A 24,495-nucleotide genomic window follows, 5' to 3' on the forward strand; every position below is an offset into this window, starting at 1 on the left:
ACGGGCTTACGGGCGGAAGGCGGCGGCGTGGTCGGCGGCCCACTGGGCGAACGTGCGCCCGGGGCGGCCGGTGACCTGCTCGACGGTGGGCAGCACGGCCGAAGCCGCGTCCGGCGGGTTCGCACCGAGCTGGACGGCGAACTCGATCATTTCGTCGCTCTCCCCCGCCGCCCGCAACGACGCCCGGTATTGCTCCTCGCTCAGCTCCTCGAACCGGATCTCGCGCTCCACGGCCTCGCCGATCATGCGTACCCGCTCGGCGGGGGTGAGTGCATCCGGCCCGGTGAGCATGTAGGACTGGCCGGCGTGCCCGTCCTCGGCCAGTGCGGCCACCGCCACGGCGGCGATGTCGTCTTCGTGGACCACGGCCCCGGGGTGGTTGCCGAAGACCCGCACCACCCCCTCGTCGCGGATCGACGCAGCCCAGTCGAGCGCGTTGGCCATGAACTCGACGCACAGCAGTCGCGTCCAGGCGAGGTCGCCGGCCCGCAGAGCCTCCTCGACCGAGCACTCGTCCCAGCTGCTCAGCACGCTGACGCGGCGCACGCCTGCCTTGGCGGCCAGCTCGGCGATCTCGAAACCGGTCTCCAGCGGCGCGAAGTCCGAGTAGCCGCTGCCGGTGACGGTGATCAGGTGCAGGGCGGTCACGCCTTCCAGCGCCGGGGCCAGGGACTGCGGCGCGGTCAGATCGCCGCAGGCCACCTCGACGGCGGCCGGCAGCCGGGCCGTGGCCGGGTTCCTGGTCAGGGCGCGAACCGGTACGCCGCGCTCGACGAGCTGCGCCACGATCCGGCGGCCGACCATGCCCGTCGCACCGGTCACGAGAATCGTCATGAAAGACCTCCTGGTCGAATGTCGTCGACGTCTCGATCAGGAGGCGCTACACCAGAAATAGCGTCCGCTACCGCGGACGTGTGGCGCGGCGTCAGTCCGTCAGGTAACGCTGCACGGCCGGCCCGAGGTCGCGGACCAGGCTCTCCGGGTCGGCGGCGGCCATCGGCGGCAGCTGGAGCACATAGCGGGTGAGGGCCAGTCCGAGCAGTTGCGTGCTGACCAGCCCGGCCCGGCGCGCGGCGTCGTCCGCGCCCGTCACCCGGGCCACGAACGCGACGATCTGCGTCTGGAAGACCTCCCTCATGCGCTCGGCGGCCATGGGGTTGGTCGAGGCCGAGCGCAGCAGGAGGATCAGCACGTCGTCGGACAGGCCGCCCTCCCAGCGGGCCAGGAAGTGGCGGACGAGCAGCTCACCGAGCCGGTCCACAGGCGGCTCCGGCACCTGCGCGAGCCGCAGGTCCACGTCCACGGCGGCGCTGAACAGGCCGGCCTTGCTGCCGTAATAACGCATGACCATCGACGGGTCGACGCCGACCTGGGCGGCGACGGCCCGGATCGTCATGGCCTCGTAGCCTCGCTCGATGAGCAGTTTCCTGGCGGCCTCCAGGATGGAGGTCCGGGTGGCCGCCGATCGTTCCGTGAACGCCATGACAACGAGTGTAGGCCAACGTACGTTGGGTCGCCTGCGAGTGCCAGGGTATGAGCCGTTGTCCTGATTGGCTAAGCGAACCTGAGTGGAGATGTGTTTCGGATCATCTGGTCGGGCTGGTGCGGTGCAGGGGATGGCCCGAGTGGGTGGTGCGCCGGGAATTGTCGGTGGCGGTGTGTAGCGTCGTGTGTGCATGTTGATGTGACGGGTTCCGGGTGGGCGGGTGGGCATGGCCGTGATCGTGGCGACCGCGACCTGTAGCGGGTATCGGGCCGTGCTGGAGGCGACCGGGCAGGTGGTGGCCGGGCCGGTGCTGGCCGAGCGGGTGGTCTGGCTGGCCGCGCTGACGCAGACGCTGACCGCCGGGATCGTCGCGGATCGGTGGAATGCGCGGGATCTGGACCTGTTGGCCGCCGGGGTCGGGCCCGATGGGCGGGTGTTGCCAGCCAAGGGGTGGATGGCGGTGCGCCGGCTGGGCTGGGGGTGTGCCGCCCCGGTGACCGGCGGTGAGGTGACCGGCGGTGAGGTGACCGGCGGTGAGGTGACCGGCACAGTGGCCGGTGGTGGGGTGTATGTGTCGGATCGAGTGCGGCGCTGTGCCGAGGAGCAGGCGGCCCGCATGCTGCGGGCGGTGCTGCATCGGCGGGGCATCGTGGCGGCGATCCTGGCCACCTGGCCGGAGAACCCGCGGCGGCGCAGCGAGGTGGAGTGGAAGGCGTTGCGGGCGGCGCTGCCGGACGGGGTCACCCCGGCGGAGCTCCGTAACCGTACCCGCCAGGTGAGCGCCGTGCTGGCGCGGACGGGTGTGCTGCCGGGCGACATCACCGAGGTGGAGGAGCCGCCGCGGGTGGCCGCGCAGGCGGTGCTGGCGGCGGCCGACAAGCAGTTGGTCACCCTGACCCGTGCCACCGTCACTGGCGGCACGGGCCCCACCGGCGGTGCCGGCGGTGGGGCCCGTGGTGGCGGTGGTGGCGGCGCGGTGTTGCGGGTGCAGTTGCCACTGAAGGCGGCTCCGACCTCACGCAAGGATTGGGCGTGGCACGCCATCGCGTTCACGCTGCCGCCCACCGTCCCGGGTGAGGCGAAACTGTGCACGCCCACGGTGCGCGTCGCCGGTGGCACGGTGCGCGTCGATGTGCCGTTCCAGACGCCGGTCCCGGCCGCCCCGGCCACCGGGCACACCGTGGCGCTGGGCCTGGACTGGGGGTTGAACACCCTGCTGACCGGCGCGGTCGCCCGGCTGCGCGATGACCGGGTGGTTTCTGATGGGCGGATGCTGCGCTACGACGCCACCGCGGTCTCGGCCAAGCTGCACCGGCTGCGCGGCCAGCGTGAGTACCTGGCCGCCAAACGCGAGCACTGCGCGGCGCTGCTGTCCGGGCTGGACGCCACCGACACCCGCGAGACCGGCGATACTCGCGACACCGCTGATGCCGGTGATGGCAGTGATGGCGGTGATGCCCGCCGTGTGGCGGTGCAGCGCAGGCATCGGGTGCTGCAGGTCGAGCATGAGCGGGTGTGCGCCCGGATCAGAAGGCTTGATCATGCGCTGGCCTGGTCGGCGGCGAGGTGGGCGGTCGACCAGGCTCTCGCGCTCGGCGCTGGTGTGATCTATGTAGAAGATCTGGCCACGCTGGAGGCGCGTGGGGTGCGTCGCGGCAACGCCGCGTTGTCGGGGCAGGTGCGCGGCGCGGTGGTCGAGGCGATCCGGCATCTGGCCGCCAAGGACGGCATAGCGGTGGTGACGGTGCCCGCCCGGGGCACCTCCCGCTACTGCCCCCGCTGCGGCGAAGGGGGCAGCGTGCTGCGCCACGTTCCCGCACCGGATCGGCTGGGTGAGCGTGGCTGGAAGTGGGCCTACTGCCCGGGGTGTGGGTTGTCGTGCGACCGGGATCATGCCGCGGCCGAGCGGATCGCCGCCCGCGGACTTCTCGCCCAACAGCACACCCGTACCGACCCCAGCACCGGCGCCCGCTCCATCCACAAGATCGTGGAAGGCAACGTCGCCCGGGCGCGCCGCAGGAACAAGCCCACCCGTGCGGCGCGGCGGGCCCGGCGCACCCGCACCGATCTGCACCCACGCCCTCTGGCCCGGTCTCGTAACAAGGACCGGCCGACCCCCAAGCGACGGCAGACCAACCGCGCCAAGACCTTCAGCAAGACGTTCAGCCGTGTGCCCGACCGGCGCACGGTGCCCGCCCCCGTCCCCGGCACGCCCGGGGCGGGACAGCGTCCGGCGGGCCAGGCACCCCAGACGACCCGCCCACCAGCGGGACGCACAGGGCCTGTACGCGATCCTCACCACCGGACCGGCTTCCATCGTGTCGCAGCCACCCCCGTACTCCCCCTCGGAACGTACGCAGACGGCCCGCCACGCGCCACGCCCGCCCGGAATGTCCTGAAATCCTGAGGCAAATACAGAGAATCGCAGACGCTCCTGCGCCGGAACAACGCCAGGTGGGCGATCACCCAGCGGACCCGACCCACCGCGGTGGCCAGCACCGCTTCGGCCGGTCCGCCCGCCTCTTCCGAACGCAGCCGCAGCATCGCCTGAACCACGAAGCCCGCCGCCAGGACGCCGTAGACCTTCATCATCGCGGCGTAGAAGGTGTCCACCAGGTTGGCGACGCCCGCGCTGGCGAGCTGGTCGAGGATCTTGACGGCGCCCGCGTTGGCGGTCATCGCGTCGTTGACGGTCTTGCCCAGGGTGCCGATCCCCTGGCCGAACACCGCGCTGCCGATCATCCAGCCGTGTGTGGCGCCGCGGTTCAGCCGCCACGCTAGTCCGAACGGGCTCAGCAACGAGCGTGACGCCATTCCCGGTCCCGGCCTGTCCGCGATCAGGCCGACGCCGAAGTCCCGGCGGTCGACCAGGGCGAGCGCCACGACCGTACACAACTTTTCGCTTGGGCAGAGTGTGAGGTACGCCATCTTGCAAAGCCCCCGTCCGCAGCCGCGTCCTCGTAGGGATGCCTGGCCGTGCCGCCGCTTCGTAACAACCTGGCAACAGCTCTTTTCCTGATCGATGTGACCGATCACACTCAGGCATCGGAAGATGTGACCGATCACATCGAGCGCTGTGAGGAGCGCCATGAGGAGGAGACATGCTTGGTCCGCGGCCTTGGCGGCGGCCCTCGTGATCAGTGTGGTACCCGCGACTCCCGGCGCCGCGGCGCCGTCCCAGCTCGTCGTCGACCTCGCCACCCAGACCGGCGCCCTGCGCTACGGCGCCACCGGATTCCTGTATGGGCTCGGCGACGAGGGCATCCCGAACGAGACCATGCTGGCCGCGCTCAAACCGCAGGTCACGGCCCAGAAGGCGCCCGACGGCCTACAGCATCCGAACGGCGACGCGCTCAAGATCGCCCCGATGTTCAAGCGGGCCGGCGGGCGCGACATCCAGATCTACATGCAGGACATCTACAAGCAGTGGCCGTACGAGAACCTCGGCATCAACGACTACCTGGCCAAGGTGGACACGATGACGAGGAAGGTCGTCGCCGACCCGTACCGCACCTCCTACGTCTACGTCCCCTTCAACGAGCCCGACCAGATCTGGTACTCGGGCAACCTGACCGGTTTCCTCAACGACTACAGGACCGTCTACCAGCGCATCCGCTCCATCGACCCGGGCGCCCGCATCGCCGGCCCGAACTTCGCCGCCTACCGCTCCGCCGACCTGCGCAGGTTCATGACCTTCGCCCGCGACAACAACGTGCTCCCGGACGTCACGACGTGGCACGAGCTGGGCGACGACTTCTTCACCGGCTGGCACGAACACTACGCCGACTACCGGGCGATCGAGTCGAGCCTGGGCATCTCGCCGCGCCAGATCTCGATCAACGAGTACGGCCGCTTCTCCGGCGACCTCGGCGTGCCGGGCAACCTGGTGCAGTTCGTGGCCAGGTTCGAAAACAGCAAGGTCGACGGCTGCCTGGCGTACTGGACGACGGCCGGCGGGCTCAACGACCTGGTCACCAGGAACAACCAGGCGACCGGCGGCTGGTGGTTGTACAAGTGGTACGGCGAGCTGACCGGCACGACGGTCGCCGTGACCCCGCCCGCGCCCGGCGGCTCGCTCCAGGGCGTGGCGGCGCTGGACCCGGCCAAGAAGCAGGCCCGGGTGATCTTCGGCGGCAACAACCCGGCGAGCGGCACCTACGACACGAACGTGGTCGTCAGGGGCATCCCCTCCTACCTGGGCGGCACGGTGCACGCCACCGTGTGGGGCGTCGACAGCACCGGGCTGAACGCCTCCCCCGGCCCCTACCGGGTGAGTGAGAGCGACTACACGGCCTCCGGCGGGCAGATCACGATCCCGCTGACGGGGCTGAAGGGCACGTCGGCGTACCACGTCGTCCTGACCCCGGACAAGGACCTGTCCCAGGCGGGCTCGGCACAGCGGTACGAGGCCGAGTACGCCGCTCTGGCCGGCTCCGCCCGCGTCACCTACGGCTCGAACACCGGCTACTCGGGCACGTCCTTCTCCGAGGGCTACGGCGCCAGCACCACAGCGAGCACCAAGTTCGTGGTCACCGCACCGGCGGATGGCTACTACGCCGTCGCCCTGCGCTACTCGGCCGGCCCGTACAACGGCGCCCCGGCCACCCGCTCGGTCCGGATGCGGCTCAACGGCGCCGACCTCACCACCGTGACGCTGCCCGGCACCGCCGACTGGAACTCCTGGAACACCGTCACCACCAAGGTGTTCCTGACCGCCGGCATCAACCGCGTCGACGTCAACGCCTACGCCTCCGACGACCGGGACGCGGTCAACATCGACTACATCGACGTCACGCCCACCACCGGGACGATCACCTCGTACCAGGCGGAATCCTCGGGCAACACGCTGAGCGGGGCCGCCAGGGTGTCCTCCAACTCCGCGGCGTCGGGCGGCGCGTACGTCGGCTACATCGGCGCCGGCGCGGCCAACACGCTGCGCTTCAACAACGTCACCGTCCCGGCCGCCGGCCGCTACCGCATGGTCGTCACCTACGCCAACGGCGAGCTGGGCGAGGGCGCCACCAACTACAACTCCAACATCGTCGACCGCTACGCCGACATCTCCGTCAACGGCGGCGCGCCGGCCAGGCACTACTTCCGCAACACGCTGGGCTGGTCGAACTACCGCACCACGGTCGCCGACGTGGTCCTGGCCGCGGGCGCGAACACGATCACGTTCGGCAACGCCTCGGCCGGCTACGCCCCCGACATCGACCTCATTCAGATCGCCGCACCACTCGGCTGAGGCCACGCACCCGCGGCTCGACCGGCCGGCGCCGGTCGAGCCGCAGGAAGATGGGCGTTAGGCCAGCACGGGGAAGTTGGCCCGCAGCACGCCCTGCGGGTCGCGGGCCCGCTTGATCTCCCGGAGCCTGGCGATCGTCGTCTCCTCGGCGAAGGCCGCCGCCGCCCGCTCGCCCCGCGCCAGCATCGTGTACGGCTTGCGCCCACTGACCCGCGCGCCGAGCTCTTCGGCCAGGCCCGCCTGCTTGGCGCCCACGACCGCGGACATCTCCGGGTTGAGCGCCAGCCCGAGCAGGTAGAGCATGTACGGCTCCGTCATCGGGCCGCTCGGCCCGGCACCCGGACGGGAGGCGGCCAGCGCGCCGCCCAGGTGCCGGAGCTGGAGGCCGACCAGCGGCTCGATCGGCGGGCCCGTCAAGATCTCGATCGCCGCGTCGTCGAGCCTGGTCAGCAGCTCCGTCCGCGAGCGGGCGGGCGCCGGGTCGGTGGGCTCGGCGGTGATGTCGCCCAGGTTCGCCACCGCGACCGGGCCGCGCTTGTCGGCGATCACGCCGTCGATCTTGTCGAGGCGGGCCAGCAGCGCCCGCCCCTCGGCCTCCTCGCCGAGGAAGGCGACGGCGAGCCCGACCATGGGCGGCGCCTGCGGGAACTGCATCCGGTTGAACCAGACGGACAGCTCGTCCGGCGCCTCGGCGGTGATCTCCAGGAAGGCGTCGAACACTTCGCGGGTGCGGTGCCCCGGCCACATCAGGCTGCCGCCGTACAGGCTGGGCGCCGGATACAGGTCGAACTCGATGGCCGTCACCAGCGCGAAGTCGCCGCCTGCGCCACGCAGCGCCCAGAACAGGTCGGGGTCGGTGTCCGCGGTGACCCTGGCCTGCTCGCCGTCGGCGGTGACGACGTCGAAGGCCCGCACGCTGTCGGCGGCGAACCCGTGCTTGCGGCCGAACCAGCTCACGCCGCCGCCAAGGGTGTAGCCCGTCACGCCCACCACAGGGTTACTGCCTGCCAGGCCGGTCAGCCCGTGCGTCCCGGCCGCCGCCAGGACCCGTCCCCACTGGACGCCGGCGCCCACGCGTGCCGTGCGCTCCTCGGGGTTCACGTGCAGCTCGTCCAGCCTGCCCGTACGCAGCAGGATCACGCCGTCGGTGTCGCCCGAGGCGCCGTGGCCGGTCGGCTGGGCGGCCACGGCGAGGCCGGAGCGGCGGGCGTAGGCGACGGTGGCCGCCACATCGCCGGCCCCCGCGGCCTCGACGACGGCGGCCACCCGTTGGTCGATCGCCAGGTTCCATGCTTTGCTCGCCTGCTCGAACCCGTCGTCTCCTGGCAGCAGCACGCGGCCGTCGACGGCGCTTCTCAGGTCGGTGGTCGTCATCTTTCGCACTCCTCTTCAGATGCCTGGGTCCCGTTCCGCCGGGACCACCGCTATGACGCATCGGGGCGCGAAGAGGTGACCGGGCGGGCCGAACATTTGAGAGTGATACATGTCACACACCGTCCACGCCGAATATCGGTCACCGATCGTGCATTGTCTCTTCGAAAAGAGTCACCATTAAGACGCAGCGCGAAATTGCCATTACTCAAAGCCACGTCCGGCGTAAATTCGCCCCTGCGCCTTTATGCCGAGTCTGCAAAGATCGAAGTCAGGCGAAGGGAGGCTTGAGGTGGCTTTAGCAAATGCCGGAATTCGACGGTTATTGGTGGACACGGGGGAGCCGCGGACGTGGGTGTCGCTCCGTACTGACCTCGTCACCGCGGTGCTGGGGGTGTGGTTCGGCATCGGGCTGATGATCGACGCCTGGGCGCACTCCAACCTCGACGGCGAGCTGGAGACGTTCTTCACGCCGTGGCACGCGGCGTTCTATTCGGGATTCGCGGCCGTGTCCGGCTGGATCATCTGGCAGGTGTGGCGCAACGTGCGCGCCGGCCGGCAGGGACTGGCGGCGGTGCCCCAGGGGTATCTGGCCGGGCTGGTGGCGGTGCCCGCGTTCGCCGCCTTCGGCTTCGCCGACATGATGTGGCACACCCTCCTCGGCATCGAGACGACCATCGACATCCTGTTCAGCCCGTCGCATCTGGGGCTGGTCACGTCGATGCTGATCATCATCACCACGCCGCTCCGCTCGGCCTGGAACGCCCCCGACGTGGGCGCGCGGCCGACGCTCGGCCGGCTGCTGCCGGCGCTGATCGGGCTGGCGTTCGCGACCACGCTGGTGTCGTTGTTCCTGTCGTACGGCGACGCCCTGCAGTGGCGCGCCCCCCGCGTCGTCGAGGCGTTCTCCTTCCTGGACAACGGGGGTGCGGACCGGCTCGCCACGACGATCGCCCTCACCAACATCGTCCTGCTCGCGCCCGTACTGCTGCTGGTGCGCCGGTGGCGGCTGCCGTTCGGCAGCGTGACCCTCATGTACGCGCTGGCGGTGCTCATGCCGGGTGCGCAGACGGCGTTCGACAACGTGCCGATCCTGCTGTCCGTGGTGGCCGGGGGCCTCGCCGCCGACCTGCTGATCCTCTGGCTGCGCCCGTCGGCCGGCAGGCGCTTCGCCTTCTGGGCGTTCGCCGGGTTGTCGAGCTTCGCCACGTGGTCGCTGTATCTCGGGTTCGCCTCGGCGACGGGCGGCGGGCTGCCCGGCATTCCAGAGATGTGGACCGGCGCGCCGATCGTGGCCGGGCTGATCGGGCTGCTGCTCGGGGCGCTGTTCCTGCCCAACGCGACCGGTCAGGGCGATTTGGTCGATCCGCCCGTCGACGACAGGGCATGATCCGGCTGCTCTGCCTGGTCGCCATACTGCTGCTGGCGTGCGCCGCGCCGGCCGCGGCGCACAACGTCTCGGCCGGCGCGGATCTGCGGATCGCCCAGACGATCGCCGGCATGGAGGTCACCGTGGTGGTCAAGGGCACCACGCGGGTGCCCGGGCCGCTGCGGATCGGCGTCATCACCTTCGAACCGGTCACCGGGCCGCCGATCGAGCTGGCGGTCCGGTCGGTGGAGGACGGCCGCACGGTGACCGGGGTGGCGCGTCCTGCCTTGCGCGATCCGCAGTACACGGCGCTCAGGGTGGAGCGGACCGGACCCCACGAGCTCACGCTGCGGGCGGGGAACGACGTCGCCGTCGTGCCGTTCCGCGTGCTCGTGGAGCGCGGGTCAGGCGCGGAGTTCCTGATCTACGGCGGGTTCTTCGTGGCGGGGCTGCTGCTGGTGGGCGGCCTGCTCACCGGGGCTCTGTCCCGGCCGGGCCGCGCCATGGCGGTATCGGGTGGCGCGGCCGTGGGGGTGACGGTCGCGGTCATGGCCATCGTGTTCGAGCCGATGCTGCCTGCCGGGCCGCCGGACGGCGCCGCGCCCGCGGTCGCCTCACAGGCGGGCGGGCGCCCGTTCGTGCAGGGGCGGGTGCGGACGGTCCCGGCGCGGCCGGCCCCGGGCGAGGAGTTCACCGTACGGGTGGATCTCGTCGACGGATCCACCGGGCGGCCCGTGGACGATCTCGCGGTCCATCACGAGGCGCTCGCCCACGTGGTCGTCACCAGCGAGGACGGGCGGTTCTTCCGGCACGTGCACCCGCTGCGCACGGCGCCGGGACGGCTGGAGGTCAGGCTGCGGGCAGACCGGCCCGGCGCCTACCTGACGCATGTCGAGCTGGAGCGGGAGGACTCCGGCGGACAGCTGCTCACCGGACGGTTCAGCATCGGTGGCGAGGAGGACACGGACCCCGGAGGCGGCTCCGACGGCGGTGAGCCCGCCGCGCCGCCGCGGACGCAGCCCGCCGTTCCTGTCGCGGGCCGACCGACGACGGTCGAGCTCGACACGACAGGACCCGTGCGGCCGTGGCTCGGCATGAGCGGGCATCTGATCATCCGCAGCCGGGACGGCGACTTCCTCGGCCACGTGCACGAGATGGGCTCCGGCGGTTCCCGGCTGCACTTCACCTTCAGCTTTCCGGAGCCTGGACGGTATCTCGCCTGGGCCCAGTACGCCCTGGCCGACCGCATCGTGACCGTGCCGTTCACCGTGGACGTCGCGGAGGCCGCCCGATGAAGCGGATCCTGATCGCCGTCGCCCTCGTCGTCGCGGCGGCCGTGATCTTCATCGTGGGCCGGAGCCTGGGGGCCGAGCCGCTCCGCGTGAGCAGCACGGGCTCCCGCTACGCCGTCACCGTCGTCGTCGACGAGCCGACGACGGGCCGCGTCCCGGTCGAGGTGCGGGTGGCCTCGGGCGATCCGGACGCCGTGGCCGTGTCCGCGGTGATGCCCGGCATGGGGCACGCCACCCCCGAGCTCACCGCCCGGGAGACGGCGCCCGGCCGTTTCGTGGCCGAGGGTGAGCTGTTCCCCATGTCCGGAGCCTGGGAGGTGTCGATACGGCTGGACGGGCCCGCGGGCGCGGAGACGCTCGTCGTCAACGCACTGATCACCGGATAGCGGGGCCCGATGCTTCGCAAACCACTTAAGCGTGCAATACCGCGGGCAGAGCCCCGCTATCGTGCTCAGCTATGACCTACGGCCCCCACCAGCCACCGTTGAACGCCCCGCCTCCCGTGGTGATCGACGTCGGTCGCGACGCCAAGGTGAAGGCGCTGATCGGCGGCTCGGTCGCGGGCGTCATCGGGGTCATGACGCTTTACTGGGCGGCCACCGGCCAGGTGACGGGCGGCGCGGACGGCGCACCGGCCGGCGTGGTCTTTGGGCTGATCTTCCTCGCCATCGGCCTGCTGCCGATCGCCGCCTGGCGCAGGCTGAGCCGCCCCCGCCGGCTGGTCTTCGACGGCTCCGGCGTGCGCTGGGACGACCCGCGGGGCAAGCCGTGGGCGGTGGCGTGGGGCGAGCTGTCCGGGGTGGGCATCTCACGCACCAAGCAGGTCCGCACCCAGCCGGCCGACTACATCCTGCGCAGGATCATGGTCCGGCTCGACCTCTTCCCCGCCGACCTGGGCTTCCGGGCGCGTCACCCGGACATGGAGCACTTGTGGGAGTTCCACACGGTCAAGAACGGCTACCGGCTCCCCCTCGGCTCGAACCCCAAGTACATCCCGGTCATCGAGCAGGCGATGCGGCAGTTCCGCCCGGCGGCATACCTGGGAGTCCGTGATGAGGGGCTTATCGTGGGCCTGGTCTGACCTCCACCCACCTGGCCGATTTCGATAGATTCGTCCGGGACGATCACCGTGACCGGAGGAGCCTTGTGACCATTCCTGAGCTGACCGACGTGCATCCGGCGTGGCTGCCGCCGGAGGCGTTCCGTGCGATCGGCTCGCGCCGGGCCCTCGTGCTCGGCGACGGCGCGCTCACCGGGACCGTGCACGATGAGGTCGCGGCGGCCTGCGCCCGGTACGGCGGCAGCGCCGAGCGGGCCGGTGACGGCCCCTTCGACCTCGTGCTCGCGCTCACCACGGCCGGCCCGTTGCCGCCGGTCGCGGCGGCGATCGCGGCCGAGGCCGGGCCGATCGGCGAGGAGGGTTACGTGCTCGCCCGCCGCGACAGCGTCACGGCGGTGCTCGCGAGCGACCCGGCCGGCCTGCTCTACGGCCTGTTCCACCTGGTCAGGCTCGGCGAGCCGGCTTTCGGGGCGGCGCGGCCGGTGGAGCGGCACGAGCCGGCGATGCGGCGGCGCATGCTCGACCACTGGGACAACATCGACGTGCACCCGGTGATGGGCCAGGTCGAGCGCGGCTACGCGGGCGGCTCGATCTTCTGGCGGGACGGCGTCCTGCGCGAGGACCTGACGAGGGTGCGGACCTACGGCCGGCTGCTGGCCGCGTGCGGGATCAACGCGGTCGCGATCAACAACGTGAACGTGCACGCCACGGAGGCCCACCTGCTGACCGACCGGCTCGGCGAGGTCGCCGCGATCGCGGCCGAGCTGCGCCCGTACGGAATCCGGGTGCACGTGTCGGTCAACTTCGCCTCCCCCATGGCACTCGGCGGCCTGCCGACCGCCGATCCGCTCGACGAGGACGTGCGACGGTGGTGGGCGGCGACCACCGCGCGGGTGTATGAGACGATCCCCGATTTCGGCGGCTACGTGGTGAAGGCGGACTCCGAGGGCCAGCCGGGCCCGTTCGCGTACGGGCGCAGCCACGCCGACGGTGCCAACCTGCTGGCCGGCGCGCTGGCCCCGCACGGCGGGGTCGTGCACTGGCGAGCGTTCGTCTACAACCATCGGCAGGACTGGCGCGACCGGTCCACCGACCGCGCCCGCGCCGCCTATGACCACTTCGCCCCGCTCGACGGGAGCTTCCGCGACAACGCGATCCTCCAGGTGAAGTACGGTCCCATGGACTTCCAGCCGCGCGAGCCGGTGTCACCGATGATCGCCGCCATGCCCGAGACGCGGCTGGCAGTGGAGTTCCAGGTGACGCAGGAGTACACCGGCCAGCAGAAGCATGTCTGCTACCTGGCCCCGTTGTGGCGCGAGCTGCTCGACTTCCGGCCGTGGGGCCGCGACGGCCGCAACGTGGCCGACGTCGCCACCGAGCTCGTCGCGGTCTCCAACGTGGGCGACGACGCATATTGGACCGGCCACCCGCTCGCCCAGGCCAACCTGTACGCGTTCGGCCGCCTGGCCTGGGACCCACGCCTCGCCCCTGACACCGTCCTCGACGAGTGGATCGACCTCACGTTCGCCCCCGCCGCCGAGCCGCTGCGGCGCACGCTGCACACGATCATGGACGGCTCCTGGCGGACCTACGAGCGGTACACGGCCCCGCTCGGCGTCGGCTTCATGGTCAGGCCGGGCCATCACTACGGGCCGGACGTGGACGGCTACGAGTACACGCCATGGGGGACGTACCACTTCGCCGACCGCGACGGCGTCGGCGTGGACCGCACGCGGGCCACCGGCACCGGCTACACCGGCCAGTATCCGCAGCCGTGGTCGGACGTCTACGAGTCCCTCGAGCAGTGCCCGGACGAGCTGCTGCTGTTCTTCCACCACGTGCCGTACGGGCATGTGCTGCGCGGCGGCGCGACGGTCATCCAGCACATCTACGACACCCACTTCGCCGGAGCCGACGAGGTGGCCGAGATGCGCACGCACTGGGACAAGGTGGAAGGGCTGGCCGACCCGGCGCTGCACAGCCGGGTGCAGGAGCTGCTCGACGAGCAGCTCCGCTGCGCGCAGGAGTGGCGTGACCAGGTCAACGCCTACTTCTTCCGCAAGTCGGGGGTGCCGGACGCGCACGGCCGGCGGATCCCCTAGGCGGTGAACTCCTCCTGGACCTCGGCGATCATCGTCCGGCTGTTCCACAGCAGCGCCGCCGCGAACGCCGAGGCCAGGACGGCCGCCGCCAGCTCGGTGGCGATCACGGTGACGCCGGCCGCCACGACCAACAGGGACACGTTGCTCAGGGTCGCCTTGGGGAAGCGCATGAGGAAGTAAGCGGCCAGCCGGGCCACGTCCACGGCCCGGAACGCGAACAACGAGGTGATCACCAGCGCGTTGGCGGCCCAGAGCATGGCCGCCACCGCGACCAGCACCAGCAGCACCGCCCACCACCCCGGAACCCCGGCGGCGGCGAAGTTCGCGAAGTTGGTCCCGATGATGGCCAGCACCGCCAGCCACGGGACCCAGATCTTCAGCACCCCGCGCACGTTGGCCTTGTAGCCGCGCCAGAACGCCGCCGCCGGGTGCAGGTCCGCCAGGTCCCGGCTGCGGTGGCGCACCGCGTAGAGCGCGGCCGACAACGCGGGACCGAGGGGCAGCGCGCAGAGCGCCGCCAGCGGCACGTTGCTGCCGTCCTGGCCGAGCAGGGGCAGCGCGAGGAGCCCTGGCACGGCCGCGAGCAGGAACATGCCCTCGACCACCAGCAGGGTGTAGATCAGCGCGGCGGCCCGCGAGAGCGGTCCTTCGCCGAACCGTCGCACGGCCGTCACCTCGCTCATAGAACCTCCTGCCCCAAGAGCCGCCTGTCGTCCCACCACGGCGGCGTCTCGTCCACCACCGGCGTCAGCTCGACCAGGGTGACCTCGTGGCGGCCGAGCGTGAGATCGACATCCACCCTACCGCCGGCGACCGGCAGGCCCCGGTGGCCGCGGACCGGCTCGGCGGCCTCCCGCAGCGCGTCGAGCTCCCTGGGCCGGGGCCATGACCGTACGCGATGGGGATCGACAGCCGCACGACGTGCCCGTCGACGGGAGCCGCGCCGGTCAGCGATCAGCCGTGTTCCTTCTTGAACCGCTCGTAGGCGGTGTTGACGAGGTTTATGTAGGCGGTCATGTTCTTGCCCTCGAGCTCCTTGACGTAGGCGTCCCACTCGCTGAGGTCGCGCTCGCCGAGGATGAACTTGAGCGTCTGCTGGGTGACGAAGTCCTTCAGCGGCGTCTCCCACAGCGTGGCCTGCTCGCGCTCCACGTCGTTGAACGGGCGCGGCGGATCCACCGGCCAGAGCTTCCTGGCGTTCATCACATTCTGGAACTCCAGCTCCTCCTCGGAGAAGGTGGACTGCACGAGCTTGAGGGGGCCGCCGTAGGCGAACACGCCGTTGGAGAAGCCGAAGTCCTTCTGCAGGTGCTTGGGGGCGCCGGCGTTGAGCCCGAGGAAGTCGACGTCCTTGGCCAGCGTGAACTTGCCGGAGGCCTCCTTGGTGTACGTCGTGCCCTCGACGCCCCACTTGGCGAACTCCTGGCCCTGGTCGGAGTACCACAGCCAGTCGACGAACTGCATCATGGCGACGAAGTTCTTGTTCTCCAGTGCCTTCTTGGAGATCATGACGCCGTTCTCGAGCCGCGTCTGGATCTTGTACTCCCCGACCGGTCCCATGGGCACCGGAATCTTGACGATCTTGGCGTCGGGGACGAGCTTGGTGAGCGTCGGCCGGTAGTCGTTGACCATCGACTGCGCGTTGGTGCTGATGACGAAGGACTTGCCGGAGTTGAACTTCTGCTTGGCCTGCTCGTCCTGCTGCGTGAAGCTCTCCGGGTCGAGCAGCTTCTCATCCACCAGCTTCCGCAGATACTCGATCATCTGCTTGTACTGCGGCATGGCGCCGGTGTAGGCGAACTTGCCGGCGGCGGAGTCCCAGGTCGCGTGCTGGTACTCCCAGCCGCCCTTGGCGCCGTAGGCCTGGGCGACGAGCTTGAGCAGGTTGCCGCCCGGCGTGGGCACGCCCCACCGGTCGGTCATGGGGTATTGGTCGGGGTATTCCTTCTTCAGCGCCTTGAGCACGGTGTAGAGCTCGTCCCAGGTCGTCGGGATCTCCAGGCCGTGCTTTTCCAGGATGTCGGTCCTGACCGCCAGGGAGTAGTCCACCCAAGGGCTCTCATGGATGCCGGGCAGCAGATAGAACTTGCCGTCGGCCTGCCGGAGCGTGTTCAGCTCCGGCTCGAGCTGCCACTTGGCGATCTTTTCCTTGAAGTTCGGCATCAGGTCGAGGTAGTCACTGACCGGCAGGATGGCGCCGGAGGCGACGAACGCCTCTTCGGACGGGTGGTAGGTCTTCGGGATGATGAGCGGGGCCTGCCCGGAGCCGACCAGCAGGCCGCGCTTCTTCTCGTAGTCGCTGAGCGGCACCTCCACCGGCTTGAGCGTCACGTTGGTCCGCTTGGTGAGCTCCTGCCAGAGCAGCCAGTCGCTCTTGAGCGGGTAGAACGGGTTGTTGAGGTGAAGGATGTCGAACGTGACCGCCTCGGTGGCCTTGAACTGCTGGCCGGCGGCGTAGCCGGCCATCGCGCCCGCCTTGTTCGCCGAGTCGGCGGCCTTCTTCGGGGCCTCGTCCCCGCCACAACCGGTGACGACGAAGGTGAGCGCACCCAGCCCGATGAGTGCCTGCCGGCGGGAGATGTGCTGCATGGGGGGTTCCTTTCGGTTGATCATCGGCTAGCCCTTGACCGCGCCGAGCATGACTCCGGAGACGAAGTACCGCTGGACGAAGGGGTAGACCGCAAGGATGGGGAGGACGGTGAGCATGATCGTGACCGCCTGGATGTTGGCCGCGGCCGCCGACACCTCGGACATCACGGCGCCGGCGGACTCGGCGCCGGTGGCCCCTGCGATGAGGTTGCGCAGGTAGATGGTCACCGGGAACAAGTCCTGCTCGTTCAGGTACAGGAAGGCCGTGAACCACGAGTTCCAGAACGAGACGGCGTAGAACAGCACCATCGTGGCGATGACCGCTTTCGACAGCGGCAACACGATCCGCCACAGGATGCCGTAGGTGTTGAGGCCGTCGATGGCGGCGGCCTCCTCCAGGTCCTTCGGCAGTCCTTCGAAGAACGCCTTCATGACCAGGAGGTTGAACACGCTGATGGCGTTGGGCAGGACGATGGCCCAGATGGAGTTCGTCAGCCCCAGGCTGTTGACCAGCACGTACTGGGGGATCAGGCCACCGGAGAAGATCATGGTGAAGATGGCGATCCAGACCAGCACCGTGCGGCCCTTGAGGTGTTTCTTCGACAGCACGTACGCGTAGCAGGTGGTCAGCAGCATCGCGATGGCCGTGGCGACGACGGTGTACACCACGGTGTTGCGGTAGTTCGTCCAGAACATCGGGTCCGAGATCACGAGCTCGTACGTCTTGACGTTGAACCCACGCGGGAAGAAGTTGACCTGCCCGGAGACGATGTACCGCTCGTCGCTGAACGAGCGCGCGATGATGTTGACGAAGGGATACAGCGTCACGATCACGACGCCGGTCAGGATGACGGCGTTGATCCTCTGGAAGAGGCGGTAGCCCCGGCTCTTGACGGTCGTCACCACAGGCCCGTCCCTACTGTGCGGCGGGAGATGAAGTTGGCCGACACGATCAGCACCACCCCGACCAGCGCCTCGAACAGGCCGATCGCGGCGGCGTAGCTCATGGAGCTGGACTCCACGCCCATGCGGTACAAGTACGTGGTGACCACGTCGGCGGTCGGATACGTCAACGGGTTGTACAGCAGCAGGACCTTCTCGAAGCCCGTGGCCATGAACGTGCCGAGGTTGAGGATCAGCAGCGTGACGGCCGTCGGGCGGATGCCCGGCAGGGTGACGTGCCAGATCTGCCGCCACCGGCTCGCGCCGTCCATCCTGGCCGCCTCGTAGAGCTGCTCGTCGATGGTGGTCAGCGCGGCCAGGTAGAGGATGGTGCCCCAGCCGACCGTCTGCCAGACTTCCGAGGTGACGAAGATCGTGCGGAACCACTCCGGTTTCTGGATGAACGGGGTGGCCTCCCCGCCGAACGCCTTCACGATCTGGTTGATCGGCCCGTCGATGGCCGTCATCTGCATGACGATGGCGGCCACGATGACCATCGACAGGAAGTGCGGCAGGTAGGACACCGACTGCAGGAACCGCTTGATGCTCCGGTTGCGTACCTCGTTGAGCAGCAGCGCCAGCACGATCGGCAGCGGGAAGCAGAACAGCAGGGTCAGCCCGCCGAGGATGAGCGTGTTGGTGAACACGCTCCAGAACGTCGGGTCGTTCAGGAACATCTCCACGTACCGCAGGCCGACCCAGGTTTCGCCGAAGATGCTGCCGCCGGGCTCGAACTTCCTGAAGGCGATGACGTTGCCGAGCATCGGGGCGTACCGGAAGATCAGGAAGAACAGCAGCGGCAGGATCGCCAGCGAGTACAGCTGCCAGTCGCGGCGTAAGGCGTGCCGCCAGGTGCCCGGCTTGGCCCGCCTGCGCCGGCCGGGCTCCGGGCCGGCCGGGCGGGTGTCCCGCGGTGGATTCTCCAGCGTTGTGCTCATCCCGCGCCCTCCGGTGTGACGCCTGCTGTGGCCAGCAGCTTTCTGTGGTGCCCGACCTCGCGTTCGGCGCCGGTCAGGCGCAACGGCACGCTCGCCGCCGTCTCGGCGCTGGAGCGGCCGAAGCGCAGCTCGACGTCGCCGGGCTCGACGACGCGCCGGCCGCGGACCCCGGTGAAGGACGTGACGTCGGCCGGGACCGTGAAGGACACGCGTGCGGCCCGCCCCGGCTCCAGCGGGACGCGGACGTAGCCGACCAGGCGCACCACCGGCCTGGTCGCCTGCGCGACCGGGTCGTGCAGATACAGCTGCACGACCTCCGTGCCGGGCCGCGAGCCGGTGTTGCGCACCGTGATCTCGACGGTGACCTCGCCGTCGACCGGCCACTCGGCCGGTCCCCGCACGCCCGCGTCGCTCCAGTCGAACGTGGTGTAGCCGAGCCCGTGCCCGAACGGGTACGCGGGCGTCGGGTCCACGGACGACACCTCCGATCGCCGGCCCAGCGGCGGCGACAGGTACGTCGACGGCAGGCCGCCGGCGTCGCGGAGCACGCTGACCGGCAGCCGCCCGGACGGGTTGACCGCGCCGGTGAGCACCTCGGCGAGGGCCTGGCCGCCCCGCTGGCCGGGGAAGAAACCGTAGACGACGGCCGCGGCCGCGTCGGCCTCCGCGTCCAGCGCGTACGGGCGGCCGGCCAGCAGCACCAGCACCACGGGGGTGCCGGTGGCGAGCACGGCCCGCACGAGCTCGGGCTGAACGCCCGGCAGGCGCAGGTCGGTGGCGTCGCAACCCTCGCCGGAGGTGCCGCGCCCGAACAGTCCGGCCCGGTCGCCGACGGCCAGCACGCACACGTCCGCTTCGGCGGCCACGGCGGCCGCGGCGGCGATGCGGGAGGTGTCGTCTCCGGTGATGTCGCAACCGGCCGCGTACGCCAGGTCAGGGACCATCTCGCCGAGGGCCTCGCGCAGCGACGGGATGTCCACCCCGAACCCGTGCTCGGGGTGCGGGCCCACGTGCGCCGGGAAGGTGTAGCAGCCGAGCATCGCCATCGGGTCGTCGGCGACCGGACCCACGAGCGCGACGCGCCGCCCGGCGGCCAGCGGCAGGATCCCGCCGGTGTTGCGGAGCAGGACGATGGACTCCCGTGCCAGCCGCAACGCGAGGTCCTGGCCGGTCTCGTCGTCGAGGCGCAGGCCTTCGACGTCCTCGGGAAGCGCTTTCCAATTGGCGTTGAGAAGACCCTGCTCGGCCTTCTGTGTGAGCACCCGGAGCAGGGCGCGGTCGATGAGCGTCTCGTCGACGTCGCCGGCCTTCACCGCCTCGATCAAGGGGGCGCCGAACGTGTCGATCGTCGGCAGCTCGACGTCGATCCCGGCGCGCAGGGCGAGCCTCGCCGCGTCCCCGCCGTCCGCCGCGACGCCGTGCAGGCGCTCCAGGAACCGGATCGCGAAGTAGTCGGAGACGAGCGTGCCGGAGAACCCCCACTCGCCGCGCAGCAGTGCGGTCAGCAGTTCCTCGTCGGCGGCCACGGGCAGGCCGTCGATCTCGGCGTAGGAGTTCATGACCGACCGGGCGCCGCCCAGGCGCAGGGCCATCTCGAACGGCGGCAGCACGGTGTCGGCGAGCTCGCGGCGGCCCATCGCCACGGGGGCGTGGTTGCGGCCGCCGCGGGAGGCGGCGTATCCGGCGAAGTGCTTCAGCGTGGCCACGACGCCGGCGCCCTCGATGCCGCGCACGTAGGCCGCGCCGATGGTGCCGACGAGGTACGGGTCCTCACCGATCGTCTCCTCGGTGCGGCCCCAGCGGTAGTCCCTGGTCACGTCCACGACCGGGGCGAGACCCTGGTGCACGCCCGCGGCCCGCAGCGACCGGCCCACCTGCCCGGCCACCTCCTCGACGAGCTCGGGGTCGAAGGACGCGCCCCAGCTGAGCGGCGCCGGGTAGACGGTCGCCTTCCAGGCGGCGAACCCGGTCAGGCACTCCTCGTGCACCTGCGCGGGAATCCCGAACCGGCTGGCCGCCATGATCTCTTCCTGGGAGGCCGCCAGCGAGCGGGCACCGGCGACGGGATCGACCGGCGCGGTCCCGAACGGCCGGGTCAGCTGGCCCAGCCCGTGACGGATGACCTCGTTCCACTCCACGCCCGTCATGTCGGATTGGTGCGGTGCGACGCCTCCCCCTGAGGCATCGGCGCCGACCCACACGCCGACGAGCTGGGCCACCTTCTCCTCCAGCGTCATGAGCGGGACGAGCGCGGCGGCCCGCTCGGCGGGCGACAGCCGCGTGTCCTGCCACGGCGCGGGCTCACCGGTCGCCGGGCTCGTGTCGTTTGGTACCTGGCCCCTCATGCCGTCCTTTCGACCGGTGATGTCACCGAAACTTTCGAGAAGATTCGTTAATATTGCGGCAACTTATGGGGCGCATTGAATCGTGTCAAGAGGTTCGTCAGCTGTTGTGTTGCTAACGCAATTTGCCGCGTTCGCGCGGGTCACAGCCTCAATAGGAGCGACCTTCAACGACAAATTGCCGGAAACTTTCCGGCAATAATGTCCGGACATGCCGGGGACAAGTTGCCGCGCCGACGATCGGGATGGCATGTTGCCAGCGGCCGGCTCGGCGACCGTGCGACGGCCTAAGCGGCCGCGTACGTCCGCGCGTGGTGACGGCGGCCGACGAGCAACATCGCCACAAGCACCGCGACGACCGCGGCGAGATGCAGGCCGGCGTTGATCGCCGTGCCGATCGGCATCGTCGCGAGCACGGCGGCCGCCGCGATCACCAGCAGCGCGTGAAGCGGCCGGCCAGGTGCTGGGCGAGTTGGTGGCGTTCGGCGCCGACGATCCGGAGCAAGCGCTTGTGGGGAGGATGTGGTAGCGGTATGGCGGCCTTTTCTAGGCTTGCTCACAAACAGATCCCGGTCCTGGGCCGCAGGCGATGTTGCCGCAAACCTGCCAGACACTCCTGGCGCCTGCGCCGATCATTGCCTGAGATCGCCGAATAAGGGCGAACGGATCATCACCATCCGAAAGCGAGGAAGACATGAGGTTACGATCGGCAATCGGCACGATAGTCCTCGGCGCCACGCTTGTCGCGGCGGGCGGAACCGCCGCTACCGCCTCTACCGCTGCTGCCAAGTCCTGGTGGCGCTCAGAGTATCTCTACGTCAACAACAACCAGGGCGCTTCGTCATGTGAGTGGCGCGGCGCGGTCATCATGACGACCGCCCCAACTCACGTGGACGACTGGGAGTGTTCGACCTGGATCGTCCCCAGCTATCTCGTACTCTGGCTGCACGGAGATCAGTGGGCGCGCGACCGGTGGGGGGAGGGCTAAGCGAGGTGCCGCCGATCGGCACCCTACGCCGGCGTTTATGGAGCGGCTGCCACTAGCGACCGCCCCATCCTCTGGAACGCGGTCTTCAGGTTGCCTCACCACGTAGTCCACCGCAGTCTCCGGCATGTCCTCCGGGGGCGGGTAGCGGTTACGCCGCGGCGGCGGCTCGGCGGGCGGTGCGTAGCTCGTCGCGGTCCTCCGCCGTGGCGGGTACGGGGTGGCGGATGGTGCACGGCTCCCGTTCGAGCCGTTCGGGCTTCCGTTTGGGGCATGCACCGAAGATCGCAAGTCCTCCTGTGACATCTTGATCTGTCCCGGGGACCCGTTCTCATACGCCTCGCTGAGCTCGCGTTGCAGCGACCGCAGGATGAAGCCGAACTCCACCGCGGTGTTCCAGGCCAGCGCCCCGGCGGCGTGAAGTACAGCCGGGGATGGGGTGGATCAGCCGTGGATGTGCTGGGCGCCCTTCGACTGGAAGGCCACACGGCCTTCTCCGCCGTCATGGCCGAGCAGCCGCACAGCATCCTGCGGGGTGCCTTCCGCATTCCATCTGGTGGGCACCCCGCCTGGTCACAAGAAGTTCAGCCGCAGTGCACGTTGTTGAGCTCGGTGACCTTCCCGGCCACTACCGTTCCGGTCACGTCAATACACTGGCCAGGCGCCGAGACGTACACTGGGCCGGCGTAGTACTGGTAGTAGTCCGCATCGGGGTCATACCCGCTGCCGTCAGCTCTCGAAATCGAGACGCCCTTCCACGTCGTGGTGCCGTAGGTGGAGCCGTAGCCGTAGGCCAGGGCGCAGTTCTTACCGGTGCTGGAGCTGTAGTACACCTCCAGCGTGCCCGTACGGGTCCCGCTTTGGGGGATGGCGTAGACGCCGACCCGGGAGTAGCTGCTGCCGCAGGGTCCAGCCGCGCTGGCCGGGGCGGCGCCCGCCACCAGCGTGGCAGAGGCAGCCAGGGCGGCGCCGGCCAGGAGGGTCGCCAGCTTGCGTGTGCGCACGAATATCCTTTCGATTGCCATTGGTGTGATCATGGATATCACTGGCTCACGGCCGCCACCCACGAGTCGTGCTCAATGTGACGGTTCGCACACTTACCCCCACTGCCCGTTTCGTGCGTGCCGAGGTGTTGCCATTTCCGGAGTCACGCGTGGACGTGCTAGGCCGCGTCGTAAGTGAACCAGTCGAAGGCGGCGCTGCCCTCGGTGGCGTACATGCCGATGACCCGCCCCGTGAAGCCGGTGGCCACTTCCGTGGACACGTACCGGCCGTCCAGCTCGGCGAGCAGCACGTCGTTGGCGGAGAAGGCGATGGTGTCCGGCCCGCGCGCCTCGACGCCCACCGGTCCGGCGACCGGCCCGGTCGCGGTCGGCGGCAGGATGTCGCGGGTGCGGATGTCGATGGCGAGCGTGAGCGGCCCCGGCGGCACTGGGTGCTGGGCCACGCACTGCCGCAGCGGCCCGATCCGGGCGATCAGCCGCGCCTGCCCGTCGCTCACCTCCAGGTCGTAGTGGTGGGCTTCGTCCATCCGCACCGACAGCCCCGCCCGTGACGACGGGCCGGGATCGAGCCGGGCGGTGACGCGGCAGTCGTGGTGCTGCTGGCGGCGGCCGATGAAGGTGTGCCCGGGCCGGTCCAGTGTCGGCCCTGTGGCATGCAGGGTGAGCCAGCCGGGCCGTTCGGTCAGCGACCAGGAGCCGTCGGGGCGGCTGCGCGGCGAGACCCAGCACGGCGCCGGCGTCTCGTCGTCGAAGTCGTCCCGGGCCGGCGCTTCGGGGAACGGGTGCCAGGCGGCCGGCGCGGGAAGGCGTTCCTCCACCGGTCCCGCCACCGGCCAGCCGTCCACCCACGTGACCGGGATGAGGAAGGTCTCCCGGCCGAGGACGTGGAAGTCGGGGCTGTGGCCGCGCGGCCGGGTGCCCAGCAGCACCATCCACCAGCTGCCGTCGGCGGCCTGCACCAGGTCGGCGTGCCCGGTGCTCTGGATCGGCCGCGCGGTGCCGCGGTGGGTGAGGATCGGGTTGACCGGCCCGGGTTCGAAGGGGCCGCGGGGCGAGCGGGCGCGGGCGATGGAGACGGCGTGGCCGCGCTCGGTGCCGCCCTCGGACATCAGCAGGTACCACCAGCCGTCCACCTGGTACAGGTGCGGCGCCTCCGGATATTTCCCGCCGGTGCCCGACCAGATGGGGTACGGCCCCTCCAGGACCTTGCCTTCCTCCGGGTCGATGCGCGCGACCTGGTTCCCGGAGACGGCGCTCCAGCACGAGCCGTCCTCGTCCCAGGCCAGGTCGGGGTCGACGCCGGGCAGGTCGATCCAGACGGGGTCGGACCAGGGGCCTTGCGGCCGGTCTGCGGTCACGATGAAGGTGCCGCCGCCGTCGACGTTCGTCGTGATGAGGTAGAACCGGCCGTCATGGTGCCGGATGGTGGGCGCGTAGATCCCGCCGGAGGCGGACGCCTCAGCGGGCAGGGAGAGCTGCGAGGGCCGGTCGAGCACGTTGCCGATCTGCCGCCAGTGCACGAGGTCGCGGCTGTGGAAGATCGGCACGCCGGGGACGTACTCGAAGCTGGAGCACACGAGGTAGTAGTCCTCGCCGACCCGGCACACGCTCGGGTCCGGATGGAACCCGCCGATCACCGGGTTGTCGTACATGCGCACGTCAGAGGTGTCCTTTCCGTCCGGCCTCGCCGAAACTTTCGGCCGGTAGCCGATCATCAGGTCGGGACTCTAGGTGCGTTGCTCGACACTCGTCAAAGGCCGTGTCCGGCGG

At 70.2% G+C, this 24,495-nt stretch carries 19 protein-coding genes; 7 read left to right on the forward strand and 12 right to left on the reverse strand.

The window, feature by feature from the left end:
- Window positions 1-6: 6 nt before the first annotated feature.
- Both Q9G87_RS15240 and Q9G87_RS15245 read right to left on the reverse strand, forming a co-directional pair.
- Complete coding sequence (locus Q9G87_RS15240; RefSeq protein ID WP_305916988.1) at window positions 7-834, reverse strand: SDR family oxidoreductase; 828 nt, start codon at window positions 832-834, stop codon at window positions 7-9.
- 91 nt (window positions 835-925) lie between these two features.
- Window positions 926-1,483, reverse strand: coding sequence for a TetR/AcrR family transcriptional regulator (locus tag Q9G87_RS15245; RefSeq protein ID WP_305916989.1), 558 nt, complete (start codon window positions 1,481-1,483; stop codon window positions 926-928).
- Between the two features lie 229 nt (window positions 1,484-1,712).
- Here Q9G87_RS15245 and Q9G87_RS15250 point away from each other — a divergent pair, with 229 nt between their 5' ends.
- Complete coding sequence (locus Q9G87_RS15250) at window positions 1,713-3,893, forward strand: zinc ribbon domain-containing protein (protein ID WP_305916990.1); 2,181 nt, start codon at window positions 1,713-1,715, stop codon at window positions 3,891-3,893.
- On the opposite strand, the gene Q9G87_RS15255 is transcribed toward Q9G87_RS15250, so the two are convergent.
- A complete protein-coding gene (locus tag Q9G87_RS15255) occupies window positions 3,782-4,576 on the reverse strand; it encodes a hypothetical protein (protein ID WP_305916991.1) in 795 nt (264 codons plus the stop codon). The genes Q9G87_RS15250 and Q9G87_RS15255 overlap by 112 nt on opposite strands.
- On the opposite strand from Q9G87_RS15255, the gene Q9G87_RS15260 reads away from it, so the two are divergent.
- Entirely contained in the window at window positions 4,575-6,731 is a 2,157-nt protein-coding gene (locus tag Q9G87_RS15260) for a carbohydrate-binding protein (protein WP_305916992.1), read from the forward strand. The genes Q9G87_RS15255 and Q9G87_RS15260 overlap by 2 nt on opposite strands.
- A gap of 57 nt (window positions 6,732-6,788) precedes the next feature.
- Here the strand turns inward: Q9G87_RS15260 and Q9G87_RS15265 are convergent, their stop codons facing one another.
- Complete coding sequence (locus tag Q9G87_RS15265) at window positions 6,789-8,105, reverse strand: FAD-binding oxidoreductase (RefSeq protein ID WP_305916993.1); 1,317 nt, start codon at window positions 8,103-8,105, stop codon at window positions 6,789-6,791.
- Between the two features lie 352 nt (window positions 8,106-8,457).
- Between Q9G87_RS15265 and Q9G87_RS15270 the strand changes: the two genes are divergently transcribed.
- From Q9G87_RS15270 to Q9G87_RS15290, 5 genes are all read left to right on the forward strand, one after another.
- Window positions 8,458-9,492, forward strand: a complete 1,035-nt coding sequence (locus Q9G87_RS15270; RefSeq protein WP_305916994.1) for a hypothetical protein — start codon at window positions 8,458-8,460, stop codon at window positions 9,490-9,492.
- Window positions 9,489-10,766: a hypothetical protein gene (locus tag Q9G87_RS15275; RefSeq protein ID WP_305916995.1), complete on the forward strand. Its 1,278-nt coding sequence runs from the start codon at window positions 9,489-9,491 to the stop codon at window positions 10,764-10,766. Before Q9G87_RS15270 ends, Q9G87_RS15275 begins: the two co-directional genes overlap by 4 nt.
- Entirely contained in the window at window positions 10,763-11,149 is a 387-nt protein-coding gene (locus tag Q9G87_RS15280; RefSeq protein ID WP_305916996.1) for a FixH family protein, read from the forward strand. Before Q9G87_RS15275 ends, Q9G87_RS15280 begins: the two co-directional genes overlap by 4 nt.
- 71 nt (window positions 11,150-11,220) lie before the next feature.
- Window positions 11,221-11,844, forward strand: a complete 624-nt coding sequence (locus Q9G87_RS15285; protein ID WP_305916997.1) for a hypothetical protein — start codon at window positions 11,221-11,223, stop codon at window positions 11,842-11,844.
- A 65-nt stretch (window positions 11,845-11,909) separates the two neighbouring features.
- Window positions 11,910-13,925: an alpha-glucuronidase gene (locus Q9G87_RS15290; protein ID WP_305916998.1), complete on the forward strand. Its 2,016-nt coding sequence runs from the start codon at window positions 11,910-11,912 to the stop codon at window positions 13,923-13,925.
- On the opposite strand, the gene Q9G87_RS15295 is transcribed toward Q9G87_RS15290, so the two are convergent.
- The 8 genes from Q9G87_RS15295 to Q9G87_RS15330 all read right to left on the reverse strand — a co-directional run bounded on the left by Q9G87_RS15295 (window position 13,922) and on the right by Q9G87_RS15330 (window position 24,377).
- Entirely contained in the window at window positions 13,922-14,608 is a 687-nt protein-coding gene (locus Q9G87_RS15295; protein WP_305916999.1) for a DUF624 domain-containing protein, read from the reverse strand. The genes Q9G87_RS15290 and Q9G87_RS15295 overlap by 4 nt on opposite strands.
- Window positions 14,609-14,879: 271 nt before the next feature.
- A complete protein-coding gene (locus Q9G87_RS15300) occupies window positions 14,880-16,514 on the reverse strand; it encodes an ABC transporter substrate-binding protein (RefSeq protein WP_305917000.1) in 1,635 nt (544 codons plus the stop codon).
- A 27-nt stretch (window positions 16,515-16,541) separates the two neighbouring features.
- Window positions 16,542-17,420, reverse strand: a complete 879-nt coding sequence (locus tag Q9G87_RS15305) for a carbohydrate ABC transporter permease (protein WP_305917001.1) — start codon at window positions 17,418-17,420, stop codon at window positions 16,542-16,544.
- Window positions 17,414-18,394 (reverse strand): ABC transporter permease, encoded by a 981-nt coding sequence (locus Q9G87_RS15310; protein ID WP_305917002.1) that lies wholly within the window; start codon window positions 18,392-18,394, stop codon window positions 17,414-17,416. Before Q9G87_RS15310 ends, Q9G87_RS15305 begins: the two co-directional genes overlap by 7 nt.
- Entirely contained in the window at window positions 18,391-20,739 is a 2,349-nt protein-coding gene (locus Q9G87_RS15315; protein WP_305917003.1) for a beta-xylosidase/alpha-l-arabinosidase, read from the reverse strand. The genes Q9G87_RS15310 and Q9G87_RS15315 overlap by 4 nt, the downstream gene beginning before the upstream one ends.
- A 284-nt stretch (window positions 20,740-21,023) precedes the next feature.
- A complete protein-coding gene (locus Q9G87_RS15320) occupies window positions 21,024-21,170 on the reverse strand; it encodes a hypothetical protein (protein ID WP_305917004.1) in 147 nt (48 codons plus the stop codon).
- A 1,135-nt stretch (window positions 21,171-22,305) separates the two neighbouring features.
- Window positions 22,306-22,725, reverse strand: coding sequence for a hypothetical protein (locus Q9G87_RS15325; RefSeq protein WP_305917005.1), 420 nt, complete (start codon window positions 22,723-22,725; stop codon window positions 22,306-22,308).
- Window positions 22,726-22,883: 158 nt separating this feature from the next.
- The gene (locus Q9G87_RS15330; protein WP_305917270.1) at window positions 22,884-24,377 is read right to left on the reverse strand and encodes a glycoside hydrolase family 43 protein; all 1,494 of its coding nucleotides are present in this window, start codon (window positions 24,375-24,377) and stop codon (window positions 22,884-22,886) included.
- Window positions 24,378-24,495: the final 118 nt, after the last annotated feature.

This window comes from Nonomuraea turcica, from assembly GCF_030718205.1.
Classification (GTDB): Bacteria; Actinomycetota; Actinomycetes; order Streptosporangiales; family Streptosporangiaceae; genus Nonomuraea.

What these genes read in the sequence shown, in the direction of transcription:
- Q9G87_RS15240 (WP_305916988.1), bottom strand. Translation starts at nt 834, where the DNA reads ATGACGATTCTCGTGACCGGTGCGACGGGCATGGTCGGCCGCCGGATC.
- Q9G87_RS15245 (WP_305916989.1), bottom strand. Translation starts at nt 1,483, where the DNA reads ATGGCGTTCACGGAACGATCGGCGGCCACCCGGACCTCCATCCTGGAG.
- Q9G87_RS15250 (WP_305916990.1), top strand. Translation starts at nt 1,713, where the DNA reads ATGGCCGTGATCGTGGCGACCGCGACCTGTAGCGGGTATCGGGCCGTG.
- Q9G87_RS15260 (WP_305916992.1), top strand. Translation starts at nt 4,575, where the DNA reads ATGAGGAGGAGACATGCTTGGTCCGCGGCCTTGGCGGCGGCCCTCGTG.
- Q9G87_RS15255 (WP_305916991.1), bottom strand. Translation starts at nt 4,576, where the DNA reads ATGGCGCTCCTCACAGCGCTCGATGTGATCGGTCACATCTTCCGATGC.
- Q9G87_RS15265 (WP_305916993.1), bottom strand. Translation starts at nt 8,105, where the DNA reads ATGACGACCACCGACCTGAGAAGCGCCGTCGACGGCCGCGTGCTGCTG.
- Q9G87_RS15275 (WP_305916995.1), top strand. Translation starts at nt 9,489, where the DNA reads ATGATCCGGCTGCTCTGCCTGGTCGCCATACTGCTGCTGGCGTGCGCC.
- Q9G87_RS15280 (WP_305916996.1), top strand. Translation starts at nt 10,763, where the DNA reads ATGAAGCGGATCCTGATCGCCGTCGCCCTCGTCGTCGCGGCGGCCGTG.
- Q9G87_RS15285 (WP_305916997.1), top strand. Translation starts at nt 11,221, where the DNA reads ATGACCTACGGCCCCCACCAGCCACCGTTGAACGCCCCGCCTCCCGTG.
- Q9G87_RS15295 (WP_305916999.1), bottom strand. Translation starts at nt 14,608, where the DNA reads ATGAGCGAGGTGACGGCCGTGCGACGGTTCGGCGAAGGACCGCTCTCG.
- Q9G87_RS15300 (WP_305917000.1), bottom strand. Translation starts at nt 16,514, where the DNA reads ATGCAGCACATCTCCCGCCGGCAGGCACTCATCGGGCTGGGTGCGCTC.
- Q9G87_RS15310 (WP_305917002.1), bottom strand. Translation starts at nt 18,394, where the DNA reads ATGAGCACAACGCTGGAGAATCCACCGCGGGACACCCGCCCGGCCGGC.
- Q9G87_RS15315 (WP_305917003.1), bottom strand. Translation starts at nt 20,739, where the DNA reads ATGAGGGGCCAGGTACCAAACGACACGAGCCCGGCGACCGGTGAGCCC.
- Q9G87_RS15330 (WP_305917270.1), bottom strand. Translation starts at nt 24,377, where the DNA reads ATGTACGACAACCCGGTGATCGGCGGGTTCCATCCGGACCCGAGCGTG.